This is a genomic window from Lutibacter citreus, assembly GCF_003260195.1.
GTDB lineage: Bacteria > Bacteroidota > Bacteroidia > Flavobacteriales > Flavobacteriaceae > Lutibacter > Lutibacter citreus.
The window spans coordinates 272,362-292,945 of record NZ_QEIH01000007.1 but is presented as its reverse complement, the minus strand read 5'-3'; the positions used below and the strand labels follow the sequence as shown (position 1 = coordinate 292,945).

Below are 20,584 nucleotides of genomic sequence, written 5' to 3'. Positions count from 1 at the left end.
TTAATTTTGAATTATAATCTAAAGCATAATAGGAATGTTTAAAAATACTTTAATTGTAGTAAGTTCATTTATGTGTTTAATAATAAGCTGTAATAGTTTGCCTAAAACAACAACTTTTGAAGAAGATATTGAAGTTTTAAAAAAGATTGAAGACTTAACAATTTTAAAAAATGATGATGCTATGATTGCAGTGTCTGGCACTTATCAAGCAAGAGTTTTTACAAGTACTTCTAACGGGATAAAAGGCAGAAGTTATGGCTATTTTAATAAAAGATTGATTCAAAATAATGAATATAAAACAAATCTTACAAGTTTAGGAGGGGAAGGAAGGTTAATATTTGCTCCGGAAGTTGGTAAATATGCTACTTTTTTTGCGCCAAATACGGAACAGACTGCAAATACTATTTCTCCGTCACCTGATATGAAAAGTAAAATATTTAATGAATTAGATAGAACTAATCTGTCAATTACTTCAGGAAATAAAATGCAAATTAGAAATGCAAATTCATATATTTTTGAGCTAAATGTAAAAAGAAAAATATCATTAAAAACTAATTCTCAAATTCAAGATGAATTAAAGATAACTTTAAATAATAATTTAAAAGCTGTTGCATTTAGTGCGGAAAGTTGGGTGAGGAATATTGGTAAAAAGCAATGGGATAAGGAAAAAGGATTACTTTCCATTTGGGATATAGGTTGCATTAAATCATCTCCCAAAACAATTGTAATTATTCCTACCAAAAATAAGATTGAAGAGGTTACAAATTACTTTACGCCTTTAAATAGCGATAGAGTAAACATTAAAAATGGCGTTGTTTTTTATAAGGCAGATACCAATTATATGAATAAAATAGGAATTCAACAAGAGAATATTAAAAATGTATTTGGAAGTTATTCACCTGAAATAAACTTGCTTACTATTTGTACGTTTAATTTTATTGAAAACGAGGATTATTATGCAAATTGTGTTTGGGGACATTCTAAACCATATAAAGGAGATGTTATAAATATTTTTAATGGTGAAGTAAATGAAGAATTGGATAGAAATTGGCCTTTTTATGAAATGGAAACATTATCATCTCAAAAAGAATTAAAACCAAACAAAGAAATTTATCATAGACAAACAATTTTTCATTTTGAAGGAGCTAAAGAGGAATTAAATAAGATATCAAAAAAGGTTCTAGGAGTGGAACTAACTGAAATTAAAATTTAAAATAACCGTTCTTTAAAATTTAGAAAAAGGGTTTTAATTACAAAATTCTGGCTCTGCTTGTAAAATGTTTTTTAAAACAATTTATTAATTTGATAATGAGTTTAGTACGGTAGAGTTGAGGTGTTTGTTTAAATTGAAAACTCTTATTTTTTAATTTGTTTTACAAAAGATTGTAAATCTTTACCAGTCGGTTCTTCAAAAACTTCTAAATCAAAGTAAGGGATAGCTGCAATAACATGGTCAAAAATATCTGCCATTATTCCTTCATATTTAGCCCATTGTTTATTACTGCTAAAACAATAAATCTCTAGGGGGATACCTTGTGAAGTTGGTGCTAATTGTCTCACCATAGAAAACATTTCTTTACTTACTGAAGAATTTTGTTCTAAATAGGTATCTAAATACTGTCTAAAAACACCAAAATTTGTCAGGTTTCTTCCGTTTATTAAAACAGACTTATCTGTGCCAATTTTATTATTATACGCTGTAATTTCGTTGTATTTACTTTCTAGGTATTCTGTTACTAAATCAATTTTTTTTAAATCCTCAATTTCTTCCTTAGTTAAAAATTTTATAGAAGATTGCTTAATTAATACAGCTCTTTTTATTCTTCTTCCTCCAGACTCTTCCATTCCTCTCCAATTTTGAAAAGAATCTGAAATTAAACTATACGTTGGTATTGTAGTAAATGTATTATCCCAATTTTGTACGCGAACTGATGCTAAATTAATATCTGTAACGGTTCCGTCTGCACCAAATTTAGTGTAAACAATCCAATCACCAATTCGTACAATATCATTAACTGAAACCTGAATAGAAGCTACAAAGCCTAAAATTGTATCTTTAAAAATTAACAAGATTACAGCTGAAGCTGCCCCTAATGTTGCAAAACTTAAAATATCTCTTCCTGTTAACTGATATACAATAAAGATAATTGCTAATCCCCATAAAAAAATCATTACAACTTGTATATAACTCTCTAAAGGTTTGTCTTTGTAACGTTCTTTAGTTCTTAAATACCTTTGTGTTGATCTTAAAAAACTTCTAACAATTTTTACAAATAAAATAATTGCGTATATACTTATAACATCATCAAAGCCTTTATATAAAAATGGAAAATCTTTTAAAATTGATGGAATAATTTCTTTTAAAAAAATAAGTGGAATAATATGAGCAATGTATCTTGAAAACTTACTTTTCACTAAAAAATCGTCAAAAGTAGTAGTTGTTTTTACTGAAAATACTTTAAATGCTTTAATTATTATTCTTCTTAAAATTCTATCAAAAAAATATGTTACTAACGCAATTATACTAACTACAACAATTACATTTATCAAATTAGCCCAATAATCAGACACTCCGTTGTTTACTAAAGCATCTTTAATAAAATTAACGTAATCTATAAATTGAATAGAATCAATCATATTTTTTTGAATGTTTTAACTTTTATTAAAATCTATATATATTTAGTAATGAAATGAGTAAAATATGAATTTAAAAAGCCGTTTATAATGAGGCTACTTTAAAAGTAACAAAACTTAATATATTAAACTAGATTAAGTATGTTAAAACACTGTATTTTAATTATTTAAATTATGTAGGGTTAAATAATTTTAAATTCTTTCTAAATGAAAAATGAATACACAAACATTTTTAGGCTTATGTAAATTTCACTTTCAGGAAATCATTAAATTGAAAATGACAGATTTTATAAATTAAAATTCCATATTAATATCCCAAGATTCTAAGTAATCTTTTATTGCTTTTATAAATAAACCTCCTAATGCGCCATTAACAACTCTGTGGTCATAAGAATGAGACATGAACATTTTCTGTCTTATACCAATAAAATCACCTTCAGGAGTTTCAATTACAGCAGGAACTTTTCTCACAGTTCCTAGCGCTAAAATCGCTACTTGAGGTTGGTTAATAATAGGAGTTCCAAACACACTACCAAAGCTGCCAACATTTGTTACTGTATAAGTCCCGTCTTGTATTTCGTCAGGTTTTAGTTGTCCATTTCTAGCTCTATTTGCTAAATCATTTACAGCTTTAGTCATACCAACTAAATTTAATTGATCTGCATTTTTTATAACAGGAACTATTAAATTTCCATCGCTTAAAGAAGCCGCCATTCCTAAATTAATAGCTTTTCTTTTAATTATTTTATCTCCATCAATTGAGATATTAATCATAGGGAAATCTTTAATTACTTTTGCAACTGCTTGCATAAAAATAGGAGTATAAGTTATTTTTTCACCTTCACGTGCATAATACTTATCCTTTATTTTTTCTCTCCATTTAGCAATGTTAGTAACATCAACTTCAATAAATGACTGTACATGAGCTGAGGTTTGTACTGATTGAACCATGTGGTTTGCAACCAATTTTCCCATTCTACTCATTTCAATAATTTCGTCTGTTCCATTTACAGATACGGGAGTAGCTTTTAGCTCTAATTTAGGTGCTTTAGTTGCAGTCGTTATTTTTTTAACAGGCTGTTCAATAACTGTTTTTTGTTTTTCAATATTATTGTTATTACTATTGTCAGATTGTAAATAAGCAAGAATATCGTTTTTAGTTACTCTATTGTCCATTCCTGTTCCTATAATAGATTCCAATTCATTCATTGAAATCCCCTCTTTTTCTGCAATGTTTCTTACAAGAGGAGAGAAGAATTTACCAGAAGGAGATATTTTTTCAATACTTAAAGATTCAATAGTTTTATTAACTTCTTCTTCAACTTTTACAATTTCTTTATTTTCTAATTCTTCAATAATTATTTTCTTATCGGTGGTATTGATTTCTTCATCAAGAGTTTCAATAATTGCGATAGTTTCACCAACTTTAACAATATCATCTTCATCAAAAAGAACCTCTATTAAGGTACCTTCAACTTCACTAGGAATTTCAGTGTCAACTTTATCAGTAGCAATACTTACAATTGATTCATCAAGTTCAATATTGTCTCCAACTTGCTTTAACCAAGAAGTTATTGTAGCTTCTGCTACACTTTCACCCATTTTTGGAAGCTTTACTTCAAATTTTGCCATTATCAAATTTTTAATGGTGCAAATTTACAAAAAATATGTCCTCTTGGTTATAAAAGCTAAACAATATAGTAAATAGGCTTCATTAGAAATTATAAAAAACAATACTATAAAGGAATAAATTCTGTATTTGTGTAATATTCAGTATTTTGTATTTTTATTTATTAATCTTTATGTTGAATTTATATTTCACTTGAATATATTTTATAATAAAATGATTAAAGATTTAATTTTAATGTTTTTTTTAAATTAAAGTGTTAAAAAACCCTATCTATACTACATAGTTTTATTACAGTGCTATATTTGTTACATAGCACTGTAATGTTTATTACAACTAGCTGCTCACACCTCGTATACCTTTGCATTAAATTAAAAAGAATAAAAAAATGCGAGGAAAATATATTTTAACAATTATCACTTTATTTTTCACTGTAGTAATTGTAAATGCTCAGGAAACTAAGTTGGTTTCATTAAATGACATTTTACAAAAAGTTTCAGAAAACAATTACACTATAAAAATTTCTGAGCAAGATTATAAAGCTTCAAAGGCAGATTATAATCAAACTAATTCAATTTTTTTGCCTAACATTTCTGTTTCGCATTCTGGTATTTCAACCAACAACCCATTAATGGCTTTTGGTTCAAAACTAAATCAGGAAATTTTAACTTCTGAAGATTTTAATCCAGCATTGTTAAATGATCCAGATAACATTCAAAATTTTTCAACAAAAATTGAAGTATTACAACCAATTTTTAATGCTGATGGTATTTTTATGCGTAAAGCCGCAAAAGCAAAAATGAATGCTATGCAATTGCAAACAAACAGAACTGCTGATGGTATTAAACTAGAAGTTACCAAAGCATATATGCAGTTACAATTAGCTTATAAAGCTGTTGAAGTTCTAAAAAAAGCTAAAGAAACGGCATTAGCAAATAAAAAGATAGCAGACAATAATTTTAAACAAGGTTATATGCAAAAAGCAGATGTTTTATTGGTTAACGTTTATGTTTCTGAAGTAGAAAATAAATTGTTTACAGCAAAAAGCAATGTTGAAAATGCATCAGATTATATTCACTTTTTAATGGGAGAAACTTCAAACAGCACTTTAATACCGAATTCTGAATTGGTTTCTGAATTAAACTTAGAGGTTTACAATAATCAAATTTCAAACTCTAGAGCAGATATTGAGGCTATGGAAATAAGTACTGATGCTTATGAAAATATGTATAAAGCTTCAAAAATGAGTTATTTACCTCGCTTAAATGCCTTTGGAAGTTATGAATTTTATGATGACAAAGTATTTAATGCTGATGCTAAAGGTTATTTAGTAGGTGCTCAATTATCGTGGAACTTATTTGAAGGATTTAAAAGAATAGGAAAAACTCAAAAAAACAAAGCAAATTTAGATAAGGCAGAATTAAGTTTAGATCAATATAAAAATAAGAGCAACTTAGAGTTTAACAAAGCTAAACGACAATTAAAAGATGCTGAAAACAGTATGAATTTAACAAGCCTAGCGGTTGAACAATCTGAAGAAGCCTTAAGAATTAGAACTAATCGTTTTAAACAAGGTTTAGAAAAATCATCAGATCTATTAATTTCTGAAACGCAATATTTACAAAAACAACTAGAGTATTTACAGTCTGTTTTTAATTACAATTACACAAAAACATACGTAGAATTCTTAACTAAATAAGTCTAAAAAACTTCAACCATAAATCAAACATTGAAAATTTCTAAAAAATGAAAAATATAACAAAATTATTAATCATAGCAGCGTTACTTATTGTTGCTAGTTGTGGAAAAGAAAAAATTACAACTGCAGATAACAGACCAACGGTGAATGTAAAAGTTAGCACTCCTGGTAGCGAAATTGGAACATTTATTTCGGCAAGTGGTAAAGTTGAAGCTGTGCAAAATGCCAATTTAAGCACACGAATGATGGGTTATGTAAATAAGGTGTATGTAAAAGTAGGTGAAAAAGTTTCAAAAGGACAGTTATTAGTAAGCATTAACAGTGCAGATATAAACGCTCAAAAAGCACAAGTTAGTGCTTCTATAACTGAAGCTACAGCGGCTTTAAAAATAGCAAAAAAAGATTATGACCGTTATAAAGCGTTATTTAATGAGAATAGTGCATCTCAAAAAGAAATGGATGACATGACTGCCAATTATGAAATGTCTAAAGCACGTGTAGAAGCTGCTACGCAGATGAAAAACCAAATAAACGCACAACTTTCTTACTCTAACATAACTGCTCCGTTTAGGGGAGTTGTAACGGGAAAATTTATTAATAAAGGAGACATGGCAAACCCTGGAATGCCATTAATAAGTGTTGAAACACCTGATAAATTTCAAGTAATAGCAATGGTTCCTGAAAGTGAAATTACTTCAATAAAAAACGGGACAGATGTAAATGTAGTTATAAGATCTACAAACGATGTTTTAAAAGGAAAAGTTACAGAGGTGAGTACTTCAACAAAAAACACAGGAGGACAATATTTAGTAAAAGTGATTTTAGATAAAAGTGCTATTAAACTTTTATCTGGAATGTTTGCTTCGGTTCAATTTCCAATTACTAAAAACGAAAAATCTTCAACAATTCTCATACCAACTTCAGCAATTGTAAAACGCGGTGAATTAAGAGGTGTTTACGTTGTAAGTCAATCTAAAACAGCCTTATTACGTTGGTTACGTTTAGGTAAAGAATTTGGAGACAAAACAGAAATATTATCGGGATTATCTGCAACTGAAAACTTTGTATTATCATCTGACGGTAAATTAGTTAACGGAGCAAAACTTAACATCCAATAATTATGAAAGAAGGATTAGCTGGTAGTATTGCCAAAGTATTTATAAATTCAAAATTGACAATTTTACTAATGATCATGTTTATGGTTATTGGTGTTTATAGTTCATTTTTAATTCCACGAGAAGAAGAACCTCAGATTGATGTGCCAATTGCAGATATTTTTGTTAGCTATCCAGGTGCAAGTCCGCAAGAGGTTGAGTCTAGAGTTATTAAACCTTTAGAAAAAATTGTTTCGAACATTAAAGGTATTGAGTATGTGTACTCTACTTCAATGAACGAACAAGCAATGTTAATTGTTCAGTTTTATGTTGGTGAAGATATTGAGCGTTCGTTTGTAAAGCTTTATAACGAAATTATGAAGCATATGGATGAAATGCCACAAGGTATTTCTATGCCATTAGTAAAAACCAGAGCTATTGATGATGTGCCAATGTTAGCATTAACATTGTGGAGCGAAACGTATGACGATTTTCAATTAAAGCAAGTTGCAAACGAGTTAACTAGCGAAATTGAAAAAATAAACGATGTTGCTATTACTAAAAAAATTGGTGGTAGAAACAGGCAAGTTCGTGTGGTGTTAGATAAAGATAAAATGGCAGAAAGCGGTTTAGATTTATTAAGTATTACACAAAAAATTCAAGCTAACAATCAACAACTAACTTCTGGTAGTTTTGATAACAACAATACTGAATACCTAGTAAATACAGGTAACTTTTTAAGTGATGTTGAAGATGTTGAAAATTTAGTAGTTGGTGTACAACAAAATCAGCCTATCTATTTAAAACAAATAGCGACCATTACAGATGGACCTGAAATACCAAAGGAATATGTGTCTTTTGGTTATGGAAAAGCAAATAAATTATCAGAAACTTATACTTCGGAATATCCTGCAGTAACCATTTCAATAGGAAAAAGAAAAGGTGCCGATGCAATGAAAATTTCAGAAAAAATACTGAATAAAGTTGAGTATTTAAAACAAGACTTATTACCTGACGATGTGCATATGACAGTTACACGTAACTACGGTGAAACAGCATCTCACAAAGTTTCGGAATTATTAATGCACTTAATTGGTTCTATTTTAGCCGTTACTATTGTTGTTATGTTAGCAATGGGTTGGCGTGGTGGTTTGGTAGTATTTCTATCAGTTCCAATTACGTTTGCTATGACATTGTTTAGCTATTATATGCTAGATTATACATTGAACAGAATTACATTATTCGCTTTAGTATTTGTCACCGGTATTGTGGTGGATGACTCCATTATTATTGCCGAAAATATGCATAGGCATTTTAAAATGAAACGATTGCCTTTTAAACAAGCTGCGTTATATGCTATTAACGAAGTTGGAAACCCAACTATTTTAGCAACTTTTACAGTAATTGCATCTGTGTTACCTATGGCATTTGTATCTGGTTTAATGGGGCCTTATATGAGTCCAATGCCAATTGGAGCTTCAATTGCTATGATTATTTCATTATTTGTAGCATTAACAATTACTCCATATTTAGGATACTATATTTTAAGAGAAAAAGAAACTCAAGAAGAGAAACAAGTAAAAGGTTTAGAAACTACTTTAATTTATAAAATTTATAACAAATTTGAAAAACCTTTAATAGAAAACAAAAAGAAGCGTTGGGCATTCTTAGGGTTTACATTCATACTTTTATTAGGTTCATTAGCGTTGTTTTATACAAAAGGTGTAGCAGTAAAAATGTTGCCTTTTGATAATAAAAATGAATTTCAAGTTGTGGTAGATATGCCTGAAGGTGCTACATTAGAAAACACATCAGCTGTTACAAGAGAAATTGCAAACTACTTGTCTCAAAGACCAGAAGTTGACAATTATCAAAGTTTTGTTGGTACTTCTGCGCCTATTACTTTTAATGGTTTAGTTCGTCATTACGATTTACGTGGAGGATCTAATATGGCAGATATTCAAGTAAATTTAATTGATAAATCTTTACGATCAGAACAAAGTCACGATGTTGCTAAAAAATTAAGAGCAGATATTCAAGAAATTGGAAAACGATTTAATGCAAATGTAAAATTAGTTGAAGTTCCACCAGGACCTCCAGTACTTTCTACTATTGTTGCTGAAGTTTACGGACCGGATTATCAAGAGCAAATTAAAATTGCAAAACAGTTAGAACATATTGTTGCTACTACTGATGATATTGTTGATGTTGATGACATGGTTGAGGCTGATCAAACAGAATACAATTTTGTTATTGATAAAGAAAAAGCAATGTTAAATGGAGTTGCTCCTCAGCAAATTGTAGCTACGTTAAAAATGGCACTTTCTGAACAACCAATTTCAACAATGTATAAAGAAACAGCTAATGAGCAAGTTGGTTTGGTTTTAGCTTTTGATGAAAAAGAAAAATCATCATTAAACGATATTAAGCAGGTGAAAGTTATTTCACAAATGGGAGTGGCAATTCCTATTGGAGATTTAATTAAGGTTGAAGAAAAAGTAAGAGCTAAAGCTATTTACCGTAAAAACCAAAAGCGCGTTGTTTATGTAGTTGCAGATATGGCTGGTAAATTGGAAAGCCCTGTTTATGGAATTTTAAATATGAGCGATCGTTTAAATGAAATTGAAGTTCCTAAAGGGTATACTTTAAACGAAGAATTTAATCAACAACCAGAACACGAAGATGATTATACTATTAAATGGGATGGAGAATGGCAAATTACTTTTGAAGTATTTAGAGATTTAGGTGCCGCTTTTGCCATTGCAATATTTGTAATTTACTTATTAATTGTTGGATGGTTTCAAAACTTTAAAGCTCCATTAGTAATGTTGGTTGCTATACCACTTTCAATGGTTGGTATAATGTTAGGTCATTGGATTTTAGGAGCTTTCTTTACAGCAACTTCAATGATTGGTGTAATTGCTTTAGCAGGAATAATGGTAAGAAACTCGGTGCTATTAATTGATTTTATAGAACTACGTTTAGAAGATGGAATACCTTTAAAACAAGCAGTAATTGAAGCTGGAGCAGTAAGAACAACTCCAATTTTATTAACTGCAGGAACAGTTGTAATTGGAGCATTTGTAATCTTGTTTGATCCTATTTTCCAAGGATTAGCAATTTCATTAATGGGAGGTACAATTACAGCAACTGTATTAACATTATTGGTGGTGCCATTAGTGTATTATATGACTGAAAAACATAAACACGAGGATAAAAAATAAGAATTTAGTGAAAACAAAAACACGTCATTCTGAATTTATTTCAGAATCTCATCGTATTGATTACCATAGTTATGAGAACCAGAAACAAGTTTAGAATGACGAATAAAAAAGCATAGCATTATTCACCAAAAACACCTAAAATGAAACTACTATTAATAACAAGCGTATTAGAATTTGAAAAAGAAGTTTGTAAACTTTTTAAGAAAGCAGAAGTAATAGTTTATAGTACTTCTGAAATTCAAGGGCATAAATTTTTTAAAGGAAACGATATACAAACTAATTGGTTTTCTGCACAACAGGATACGGTTAATTCTAAGCTATATTTTTCTTTTACATCAGAAGAAAAAATTGATACTATTTTTAAAGGTGTTAAAGAATTTAATGCTGAAAAATCAGACTCTAATCCAATTAAAGCAATTGTTTTAGATATTGAAAAATATATAAACTAAAATTTAAAAAAAGATGAAATCAAGATTAATGAACATAATTCCAGGAGCTTTAGTATTAATCAGTTTAGCTCTAGCTATAAAATTAAATATTAATTGGTTGTGGTTGGCTGCATTTGTTGGTGCAAATTTATTTCAACGTGGAATTACAAAATGGTGTTTGCTAGAAATAATATTAACTAAATTAGGAGTTAAAGATTAATTTCTTGTAATTTCGCCGCAAATATTAGATAATTAAAAACATAGTAAAACATATTATAATAAATGTACTAACAATAGCTGTATTGCTTCCTTTTGCAGTACAGTTTGTACATTCATTTGAGCATCATTCTCATGATGTATGTACTGTTAGTGATTTACATATTGATAAACATAAATTTGATTGTTCGGTTTTTCATTTTAAAATCAATCAGAATTCTATAGAATTTTCTTCGGAAATAGTAATAACTGAACACTTTATTTCAGATAAAATAATTATTTCTTCAGAAGCACAGTTAGCTTCAATTTCAACAACTTACAAAGCTTCAAGAGCACCACCTACATTATTGTTTTAAATAGAATTATTAGAATATTTTAACAATAAAATACATTATATATGAAATCATATATCATAATCCTATTTTTAGGATTATCTGCTGTTTTGCATTCTCAAAACACAATTACAGGTACCATTACAAATACTGAAAAAGAAAAACTACTAGGTGTTGAAGTTTATATTAATGAACTTCATAAAGGTACTTCAACCAATGAAAAAGGTTATTTCGAATTAAAAAACCTCCCAAGCAATACCTTAAAAATTACTGTTGCCTATATTGGTTATAAAACACAAATAAAAACAATTAAATTAACTAAAAAAATAACAACTTTAAACTTCATTTTAAAAGAAAGTGTGTTTAAAATGGATGAAGTTATTATCTCTACACCTTTCAATAAATTGCAAAGTGAAAATGTAATGAAAGTTGAAAAAGCAACCATTAAACAATTAAAAAATAAAGGAATTGTAACTTTAAGCGAAAGCATAAGTACTATTCCTGGAGTTTCAACAATGTCTACTGGTATAGGAATAGGAAAACCTGTAATTAGAGGTTTACGTGGAAACCGAGTATTGGTTTACAGTCAAGGATTACGACTTGAAAATCAACAATTTGGAGATGAACACGGCTTAGGTGTAGATGCTTCGAGTATTGAAAGTATGGAAGTTATAAAAGGACCAGCATCATTACTTTATGGTTCAGATGCTTTGGGTGGCGTACTGTATTTTAACCCTGTGAAATTTGCTTCAGAAAATAGCTTTGATCTTTCAGGGTCTCAAACTTTTTATTCGAATACCGAAGGAACAAACACAGCAATTAGCGCAAAACAATCGTTCAGTAAATGGAAATTTTTAGCTAATGGATCTTACAATTCACATAGCGATTATAAAACTGCCAATAATGATCGAGTTACTAATACACGTTTTAACGAAACCAGTTTTAACTCTGCTATTGGTTACAACAGCGAGTTAATTTCTAGTACTTTACGCTTTTTATACAGCAAAAGCACTATTGGTATTCCAGATGAGATTGGAGATCAAACTGCTTCAAAAGATAAATTATTTCCGTATCAAGGGTTAACAACAAAAATGGTTAGTTTAAGTAATACTATATTTTTAAATAATTCTAAAATTTCTACAGTTTTTGGATTTACTAGAAATAATAGAAATGAATTTGAAGAACACCATGATGACGAAGATGAGCATCACGATGATGAAGATCACGAAGAAGAGGAAGAACAACACGAAGATGAAGATTTAGAAGCAGCCTTACAATTAGTCTTAGATACCTATAGTTATGATGTTAAATGGCAATTACCAACATTTAAAAATATTGAAACAGTTGTTGGTGTTCAAGGTATGTACCAGGAAAACAGAAATTATGGCGAAGAAATATTAATTCCAAATGCAGATATAAATGATATTGGTGTTTTTGCTACGGCAATGCACACTTTTAATAATAATAGTATTCAAGGAGGAATTAGATTTGATAATAGAAATTTAAAAACATATTATCATGAAGTTCCTCACGATGATGAAGTTCATATTTTTGAAGCTATTGATAAATCATTCAATAATGTTTCTGCTTCATTAGGTTATAAAACACAACTATTTAACAAAATAACTAGTAGAATTAATTTAGCTTCAGGATTTAAAGCTCCTAATTTAGCTGAATTAACTTCAAACGGGGTGCACCACGGTTCTAATAGATTTGAACTTGGAAACAATAAACTTGAACAAGAACAAAATTATCAATCGGATATTTCTTTTGAATACAAAACAGATCATTTTGAACTAGTTTTAAATGGTTTTTACAATTATATAAACGATTATATATTTATTGCTCCAACAGGTGAAATTGAAGACGATTTTGAAGTGTATAGTTACACACAAGACAATGCAAAGTTATATGGTGGAGAATTTGGTTTACATCTGCACCCACATCCTTTAGACTGGCTGCATTTACATAGTAATTTTGAAATGGTAATTGGTAAACAAAACAATGGAGATTATTTACCTTTAATTCCAGCAAATAAATTAACAAATACTATTAGAGCAGAAATTAACAGTATTAAATGGTTACAAAATGGTTTTGCTTCAGCAACATTAGAAAGTACTTTTGAACAAAATAATTTAAGCAATTATGAAACAAAAAGTAATGCTTATAATTTGTTGAATTTAGGAATTGGTGGAACAATAAAACTAAATAAGTTAAGTTTTGATGTTAATTTCAACATAAATAATGCATTAGACAAATCTTATCTTTCACATCTATCTCGTCTAAAAATCAACGGGATAGAAAATATGGGGAGAAATTTTATAACAAGTTTAAAATTTAACCTATAAATAAGATAGATTAATTCTAAATTAAGAGTTAACAGAACAATCTAAAGCCTGATATTTAGATTGTTCTGTTTTTATAATTAGTTTTGTGGGATTTTAAAATTAAAAACCCAAGATGAAACTAACTAAAACCCAAAACATTTCAAACATTAAAAGTCCTGCCAGGCGCATAATTATTGGAATCCAATTTTTATTTGTTGCCTTTGGAGCAACTGTATTAGTTCCTTTATTAATTAATGTTGATCCTTCGGTAGCATTATTTACAGCTGGTGTAGGTACGCTAATTTTTCATATAATTACAAAAGGTAAAGTTCCAGTATTTTTAGGAAGTAGTTTTGCTTTTATAGCACCAATTGTAGCGGCAACAAAATTATATGGCTATCCAGGAACACTTGGAGGGTTAATTGCTGTTGGTATTGTTTATGGAGTAGTTTCTGCTATTGTAAAACTATGGGGATTAAAAGTTATTGAAAAAATATTTCCTTCAATTGTAGTTGGGCCAGTTATTATGATTATTGGTTTATCACTTGCTTCTGTAGGGGTAGATATGGCTAAAAACAATTGGTTAATAGCAATGGCGGTTTTAATAACTGCAATTGTTATTGTTGTATATGCAAAAGGAATATTAAAATTAATTCCAATATTTATTGGTATTGTAGTTGGTTATATTATATCAATTATTGCTGGTTTGGTAGATTTTACATCAGTAAATGAAGCAGCTTGGTTTGCGTTACCAAAGTTTACAGCACCTGAGTTTAACTGGGGAGCTATTTTATATATGATCCCTGTAGCTGTTGCTCCAATTATTGAACATATTGGAGATATGTATGCCATTGGAGGAGTTGCAAATAAAGAATTTGTAAAAGATCCAGGATTGCATAGAACATTACTTGGTGATGGTATTGCGACAGCTTTTGCAGGATTTTTAGGAGGACCACCAAATACAACATATAGCGAGGTTACTGGAGCTGTAGCATTAACAAAAATTACAGATCCTAGAGTTTTACGTATTGCAGCTGTAACTGCCATTGTTTTTTCATTGGTTGGGAAAATTAGTGCTTTATTAAAAACCATTCCTCCTGCCGTTTTAGGAGGGATTATGTTGTTGCTTTTTGGTATGATTGCTAGTATTGGTATTAAAACATTAATTGATGCTAAAACAGATTTTTCTAAAACTAGAAATCAAGTAATTGTATCAATTATTTTAACAATTGGGATTGGTGGAGCTCAAATGAGTTATGGTAATTTTTCACTTGCAGGTATTGGCTTAGCATCAATTGTTGGTGTTGTTTTAAACCTTGTATTACCAAGTAAATCTTCTCCTATTAAAGGAAGTCATGTGGAAGAATAATCAATATTAATTATAAAAAAAGAAGCCAATTTTAATTTATTAAAATTGGCTTCTTTTTTTATAATAGATTCTTATTTAAGATTCACTAACTTTTAGTCTTGCCGTAGCAGAAATAGTTTCTTTTGAAAAATCTTCTTCTAAATATTTTAAATAACCTACAATAGCAATCATACCTGCATTGTCGGTAGTGTATTCAAATTTTGGAATGTAGGTTGTCCAGCCAAGTTTAGCTTCACTTTCTTTTAAAACTTTTCTTATTTCAGAATTGGCACTTACACCTCCCGCAATTGCAATATGTTTAATTCCAGTTTGTTTCACAGCTAGTTTTAGCTTGTCAAATAAAATTTCAACAATTGTGTATTGAATAGATGCGCAAACATCATTTAAGTTTTCTTCAATAAAATTTGGGTTTTCTTTTACTTGTTTTTGAATAAAGTATAAAATACCTGTTTTTAATCCGCTAAAGCTAAAGTTTAAACCATCTACTCTTGGTTTGGTAAATTTAAAGGCTTTTGGGTTTCCTAATCGGGCATATTTATCTACCAACGGTCCGCCAGGATAGGGTAGTCCTAATATTTTGGCTGATTTATCGTAGGCTTCTCCAACTGCATCATCAAGAGTTTCACCTAAAACTTCCATTTTAAAATGACTTGAAATTTTAACAATTTGAGTATGTCCTCCACTAATTGTTAAACATAAAAAAGGGAATGGTGGTTTTTTATGGTTTTCGTCTTCAATAAAATGAGCTAAAACGTGCCCTTGCATATGGTTTACAGCAATTAAAGGAATGTCTAAAGCCAATGAAAGTGACTTGGCAAATGAGGTTCCAACTAATAAAGAACCCATTAATCCAGGCCCACGCGTAAAAGCTATGGCATTTAAGTCTTTTTTGTCGATATTTGCTTGGTGAATTGCTTGTTGAATAACAGGAACAATGTTTTGTTGATGTGCACGTGAAGCTAATTCAGGAACAACACCGCCATATTTGGTATGTATTTCTTGATTTGCAACAACATTTGATAGTATTTTTCCGTTGCAAATAACGGATGCACTAGTATCGTCACAAGAAGATTCAATACCAAGAATGTAAATTGGTTTATTTTTAATCATTTATTATTAAATAAAGGCACGAAAATTGCCGTAAAAATGCAAATTTAGCGCATATCAAACGAATTAAAAAAATAGTAGTTAAAATTTTTCTGGCACTAATTCTAATTTTAGTAATTGTCAGCCTGTTATTAAGCATTCCTGCTGTGCAAACTAGTTTGGGAAAAGCGGCTACAAATTATCTTCAAAAAGATTTTGGAGTTGATATTAATGTTAGTAAAGTGGATTTGTCTTTTTTAGGAGATGTTCAACTTAAAGAAATTCTTATAAAAGACCATCACTTAGATACATTAATATATGCTGAAAATTTACAAACATCAATTTTTAGTTATAAAAATATTATAAATAATAAACTTGAATTTGGAACAATTTCACTTGAAGATTTTATTTTTAATATTAAAACATATAAAAATGAAAATGATGATGGGTTAACTGTTTTTGTAGATAAATTTGATGATGGATCTACAAGTACAAAACCTTCTACTTTTTTACTTACAGGTACTAAATTGAAATTAAAAAATGGTTTTGTTGAAATATTAGACGAAAATGATGAGGATCCAAAACCAATATATTTTAAAAATATAATTGGAAGCGCAGAAGATTTTAAAGTTGAAGGGCCAAATGTTTCAGTGAAAATTAATAATTTTAGTTTTGTTGAAAATCATAATTTAGAGGTAAAACACTTTAGTAGTAAGTTTACATATACTAAAGAGTTTATGAATTTTGAGAATACTGAAATTGAAACTGCATCTTCAAAAATTTTAACAGATTTAAAATTCACTTATAATAGAGAAGACTTTTCAGATTTTAATAATTTGGTAAATTTAAATGCCCAAATTAAAAGTGCAGATGTTTCACTTATTGATTTAAAAAGTTTTTATAAAGAATTTGGAACCCATGATGTGTTGCACTTTTCTGGAAATCTAGAGGGGAAATTAAATAATTTCACATTTAAAAACTTAAAGTTAAATACGGATAAAAAAGCTATTATTAATGGTGATTTAAATTTTAAAAATGCTTTTAATCAAGAAAATGGTTTTGCTTTAGATGCTGATTTTTTAAATTTAACTTCAGATTATAATCATTTAAAAACACTATTACCTAGAGTTTTGGGTAATACATTACCATCTAGTTTTAAGGATTTAGGGAGATTTACAATAATTGGAAAATCTCATATTACTCCAAAAAAAATAGATGCTCAATTATTATTAAAAACGGATTTAGGCACCTCTATTTCGGATTTGGTTTTGACTAATATTGATGAAATTGATAATGCTTCTTATAAAGGTCATATTCAGGTTGTAGATTTTAAGTTAGGAGAAGTAATGGGAGATAGTTTGGTAGGTTTACTATCAATGGAAGCTGATATTGATGGTAAAGGTTTTACTCTTGAAAATTTAAACACTTCGGTTAAAGGTAAAGTATCTAAACATCAATATAAAAATTATACATATAGAAATATAAGCTTAAATGGGGTGTTTAAAAACAAACTATTTGATGGAGCAATGGAAGTTAATGATGATAATATTAAGCTTAATTTTAATGGGTTAGCAGATTTATCTCAAGAAATATATAAGTTTGATTTTAAAACTTCAGTAGACTATTGTGATTTAAACACACTTAATCTTTTTAAACGTGATAGTATTTCAAAAATAAAGGGAGATATAATTATTGATTTAAAAGGAAATTCTATTGATGATTTAGAAGGTAATATTAATTTTAAAAATTCACTTTATTTAAATCAAAAAGGAAACTATTTCTTTAAAGATTTTAATGTTACATCTTTATTTACAGATAGTATACGAACTATTACAATTAATTCTCCAGAAATAATTACAGGAGAAATTGTAGGTAATTTTAAATTTAAGGAGCTTGGGAAATTAACCCAAAACTCCATAGGTAGTATTTATTCAAATTATAAACCTTTTATTGTTGCTGCAAATCAAAAATTAGATTTTAAGTTTAATGTTCATAATAAAATTGTAGAAGTATTTTATCCCGAGGTAATATTGTCTCCAACTACTACAATTAGAGGAAGTATAAATTCGGATAATAATTTATTTAAATTAAATGTAAAGTCCCCAAAAGTTGATGCATTTAATAATGAAATTGAAAAATTAAGTTTACAAATAGACAATAAAAATCCACTTTTTAATACACAGCTAACAGTTGATAAAATTAACTCTTCAATTTATGATATTTCAAACTTGCATTTGGTTAATATTACCTTAAGTGATACGCTTTATTTTAGAACCGAATTTAAAGGAGGTACAGATAAAACTGAAGATTTTAATTTATCTTTTTATCACACCTTTAACAAGGAAAATAAATCTGTTTTTGGTATTCAAAAATCAAATTTTACATTTAAAGATAACAAGTGGATTATTAATCCCTTGAATGATTTAAAGAATAATGTTATTTACGATAGTAAAATAAATGAATATAATATAAGTCCTTTTTTAGTTGAATCTAATAATGAAAAAGTTGAATTTTATGGACGCTTAAAAGATTCAACTTACAAGGATCTTAATTTTAAATTTAAAGATGTAAAATTATCAAGTATTACGCCAAATATTGATAGTTTAAAGCTTGAAGGAATAATTAATGGTGTTTTAAATTATAATCAAATTAAAAAAGAAATTAAACCAAATGCAAAATTAACAGTAGCTAATTTTAAAGTAAACAATTCTCAACAAGGAGATTTAAAGATTAATATTGAAGGGGAGAATACCTTAACAAAGTATGATGTTAAAATGTCTTTGGAGAGAGATAAAAACATAACATTTTCAGCTGTTGGGGAGTTAGATTTTGAGCCAGAAAAACCAACAATGGATATTATTGTCGATTTTGAAGCCTTTAAATTAGATGCATTTAGTCCATTAGGAGAGGATGTATTAACCAATATAAGAGGTTTTGCTTATGGAAATGTAAACTTAACAGGTCCAATTAATAATCCTAATATGTTGGGAGATTTATATCTAGATCAAGCTGGTTTAAAATTTCCTTATTTAAATGTCGATTATAATTTTGACGGAACAAGTGTTGTATCTTTAAAAGGCCAATCTTTTAATTTTGAAGATGTTTTAATTGAAGATAATGTAAAAAAAACAAAGGCTAAATTAAATGGTTCAATTTCTCATAAATATTTTGATCGTTGGAAACTAGATTTAGATTTAGTAACTTCAAATTTATTAATATTAAATACAGAAGAGGAAGAAACATCGGTATATTATGGGAAAGGTTATTTATCAGGAGGTGCTACCATAAAAGGTTTAACAGATAAGTTGGTGATTGATGTAAATGGGAAAACCAATAAAGGGACATATTTTGTAATTCCAATAAGCGATGTAAAAACATTGGGCGAATCTCAATTAATAAGGTTTTCAAATTCAGAAATTGTAGTTAAAGGTTCTAAATCTAGAAAAGAATTTCTTTCTGAAAAGTTAAAAGGATTATCCATTAACTTTAATATAGAAGTAACTAAAGATGCCGTTGTAGAAATGGTATTGGATAAAGCTACCGGTAGTTATTTAAAGGGAAGTGGAACAGGTAATTTACAAATAGAATTAGATACAAAAGATAAATTTAAGATGTATGGAGATTTTATTGTTGATAATGGAATTTATAATTTTAAATATGGAGGTATAATAAATAAACCTTTTAATGTTCAAAGAGGTGGTAGTGTATCTTGGAGTGGAGACCCTTACACTGCAGATATTAATATTGAAGCCGTATATCGTGTTTCTGCCAATCCAAAATCATTATTAGAAAATATAACAACAAATAGAAAAATACCAATTGATTTGATAACTCGTTTTTCTGGAGAATTATTTAACTCAAAACGTACTTTTGATATAGAAATACCTAATTCAAGTTCAACCGTAGCTTCTGAGTTAGCTTTTAAATTAAATAATAATGATACAAATAGTAAAACTATTCATTTCATGGCTTTATTAGCTACAGGTAGTTTTTATAATGAAAGTAATTTAAGTGTTAATAGTTCAGGTTTAGTATATGGAACAACCTCAGATTTATTGTCAAATGCGTTTGATAATATTGTAAACAAAGGAAATAATAAGTTTAAATTGAAACCTGTTTATACCTTTGGAGAAAAAAATAATATTGATAATTTAAATATTAATGATCAATTAGGGCTAGATTTTGATTATCAGGTTAATGACAAAATTATAATAAACGGGAAAGCTAGTGTTCCAATAGGTTCAAAAGAACAAACAAGTGTAATAGGTGAGGTTACAATTAATTTTCTAATGAATGATGAAGGAACTTTAACGTCTTCAATTTTTAATCGTCAAAACGAAATACAATATTCAGAGCAAGACGAAGAAGGATATACACAAGGAGCAGGGTTAAACTACCAGATTGATTTTGATAGTAGTAGGGAGCTTTTTGAAAAATTAGGGTTAAAAAAGAAAAAACAAATTGATACTACCACTGTATCAAAAAAGGATTCAATATATAACACAAGAGTAACCAAGTTAATTAATATAAAAAGTAAAGAAAAATAAT

Annotated in this window: 13 protein-coding genes; 10 read left to right on the top strand and 3 right to left on the bottom strand. The window is 28.6% G+C overall.

Translation table 11 applies throughout. The features are described from left to right. Positions 1–34 precede the first annotated feature (34 nt). Positions 35–1,213 carry a DUF6786 family protein gene (locus tag DAD81_RS16135; RefSeq protein WP_111709336.1) on the top strand — a complete coding sequence of 393 codons (1,179 nt, stop codon included), beginning with the start codon at positions 35–37 and terminating at the stop codon, positions 1,211–1,213. 143 nt (positions 1,214–1,356) lie between these two features. On the opposite strand, the gene DAD81_RS16130 is transcribed toward DAD81_RS16135, so the two are convergent. Both DAD81_RS16130 and DAD81_RS16125 read right to left on the bottom strand, forming a co-directional pair. Next, entirely contained in the window at positions 1,357–2,637 is a 1,281-nt protein-coding gene (locus DAD81_RS16130; RefSeq protein ID WP_111709335.1) for a mechanosensitive ion channel domain-containing protein, read from the bottom strand. A gap of 291 nt (positions 2,638–2,928) precedes the next feature. After that, the gene (locus DAD81_RS16125; RefSeq protein ID WP_111709334.1) at positions 2,929–4,266 is read right to left on the bottom strand and encodes a dihydrolipoamide acetyltransferase family protein; all 1,338 of its coding nucleotides are present in this window, start codon (positions 4,264–4,266) and stop codon (positions 2,929–2,931) included. Positions 4,267–4,649: 383 nt separating this feature from the next. On the opposite strand from DAD81_RS16125, the gene DAD81_RS16120 reads away from it, so the two are divergent. From DAD81_RS16120 to DAD81_RS16085, 8 genes are all read left to right on the top strand, one after another. Continuing rightward, positions 4,650–5,960: a TolC family protein gene (locus DAD81_RS16120; protein ID WP_111709333.1), complete on the top strand. Its 1,311-nt coding sequence runs from the start codon at positions 4,650–4,652 to the stop codon at positions 5,958–5,960. A gap of 47 nt (positions 5,961–6,007) precedes the next feature. Then, the gene (locus DAD81_RS16115) at positions 6,008–7,078 is read left to right on the top strand and encodes an efflux RND transporter periplasmic adaptor subunit (RefSeq protein ID WP_111709332.1); all 1,071 of its coding nucleotides are present in this window, start codon (positions 6,008–6,010) and stop codon (positions 7,076–7,078) included. A 2-nt stretch (positions 7,079–7,080) separates the two neighbouring features. Continuing rightward, on the top strand, positions 7,081–10,278 hold the full coding sequence (locus tag DAD81_RS16110) for an efflux RND transporter permease subunit (RefSeq protein ID WP_111709331.1): 3,198 nt from the start codon (positions 7,081–7,083) through the stop codon (positions 10,276–10,278). A 140-nt stretch (positions 10,279–10,418) separates the two neighbouring features. Continuing rightward, positions 10,419–10,727, top strand: a complete 309-nt coding sequence (locus DAD81_RS16105) for a hypothetical protein (protein WP_111709330.1) — start codon at positions 10,419–10,421, stop codon at positions 10,725–10,727. Between the two features lie 13 nt (positions 10,728–10,740). After that, entirely contained in the window at positions 10,741–10,926 is a 186-nt protein-coding gene (locus DAD81_RS16100) for a YgaP family membrane protein (protein WP_111709329.1), read from the top strand. A gap of 82 nt (positions 10,927–11,008) precedes the next feature. Further along, positions 11,009–11,278 carry a hypothetical protein gene (locus tag DAD81_RS16095; RefSeq protein WP_111709328.1) on the top strand — a complete coding sequence of 90 codons (270 nt, stop codon included), beginning with the start codon at positions 11,009–11,011 and terminating at the stop codon, positions 11,276–11,278. Positions 11,279–11,319: 41 nt separating this feature from the next. Beyond that, positions 11,320–13,602, top strand: coding sequence for a TonB-dependent receptor (locus DAD81_RS16090; protein ID WP_111709327.1), 2,283 nt, complete (start codon positions 11,320–11,322; stop codon positions 13,600–13,602). A gap of 112 nt (positions 13,603–13,714) precedes the next feature. Continuing rightward, positions 13,715–14,950, top strand: a complete 1,236-nt coding sequence (locus tag DAD81_RS16085) for a uracil-xanthine permease family protein (RefSeq protein ID WP_111709326.1) — start codon at positions 13,715–13,717, stop codon at positions 14,948–14,950. A gap of 75 nt (positions 14,951–15,025) precedes the next feature. On the opposite strand, the gene tsaD is transcribed toward DAD81_RS16085, so the two are convergent. Then, positions 15,026–16,060 carry a tRNA (adenosine(37)-N6)-threonylcarbamoyltransferase complex transferase subunit TsaD gene (gene tsaD, locus DAD81_RS16080; protein ID WP_111709325.1) on the bottom strand — a complete coding sequence of 345 codons (1,035 nt, stop codon included), beginning with the start codon at positions 16,058–16,060 and terminating at the stop codon, positions 15,026–15,028. A 143-nt stretch (positions 16,061–16,203) separates the two neighbouring features. Between tsaD and DAD81_RS16075 the strand changes: the two genes are divergently transcribed. After that, positions 16,204–20,583 (top strand): translocation/assembly module TamB domain-containing protein, encoded by a 4,380-nt coding sequence (locus DAD81_RS16075; RefSeq protein ID WP_111709324.1) that lies wholly within the window; start codon positions 16,204–16,206, stop codon positions 20,581–20,583. Position 20,584: the final 1 nt, after the last annotated feature.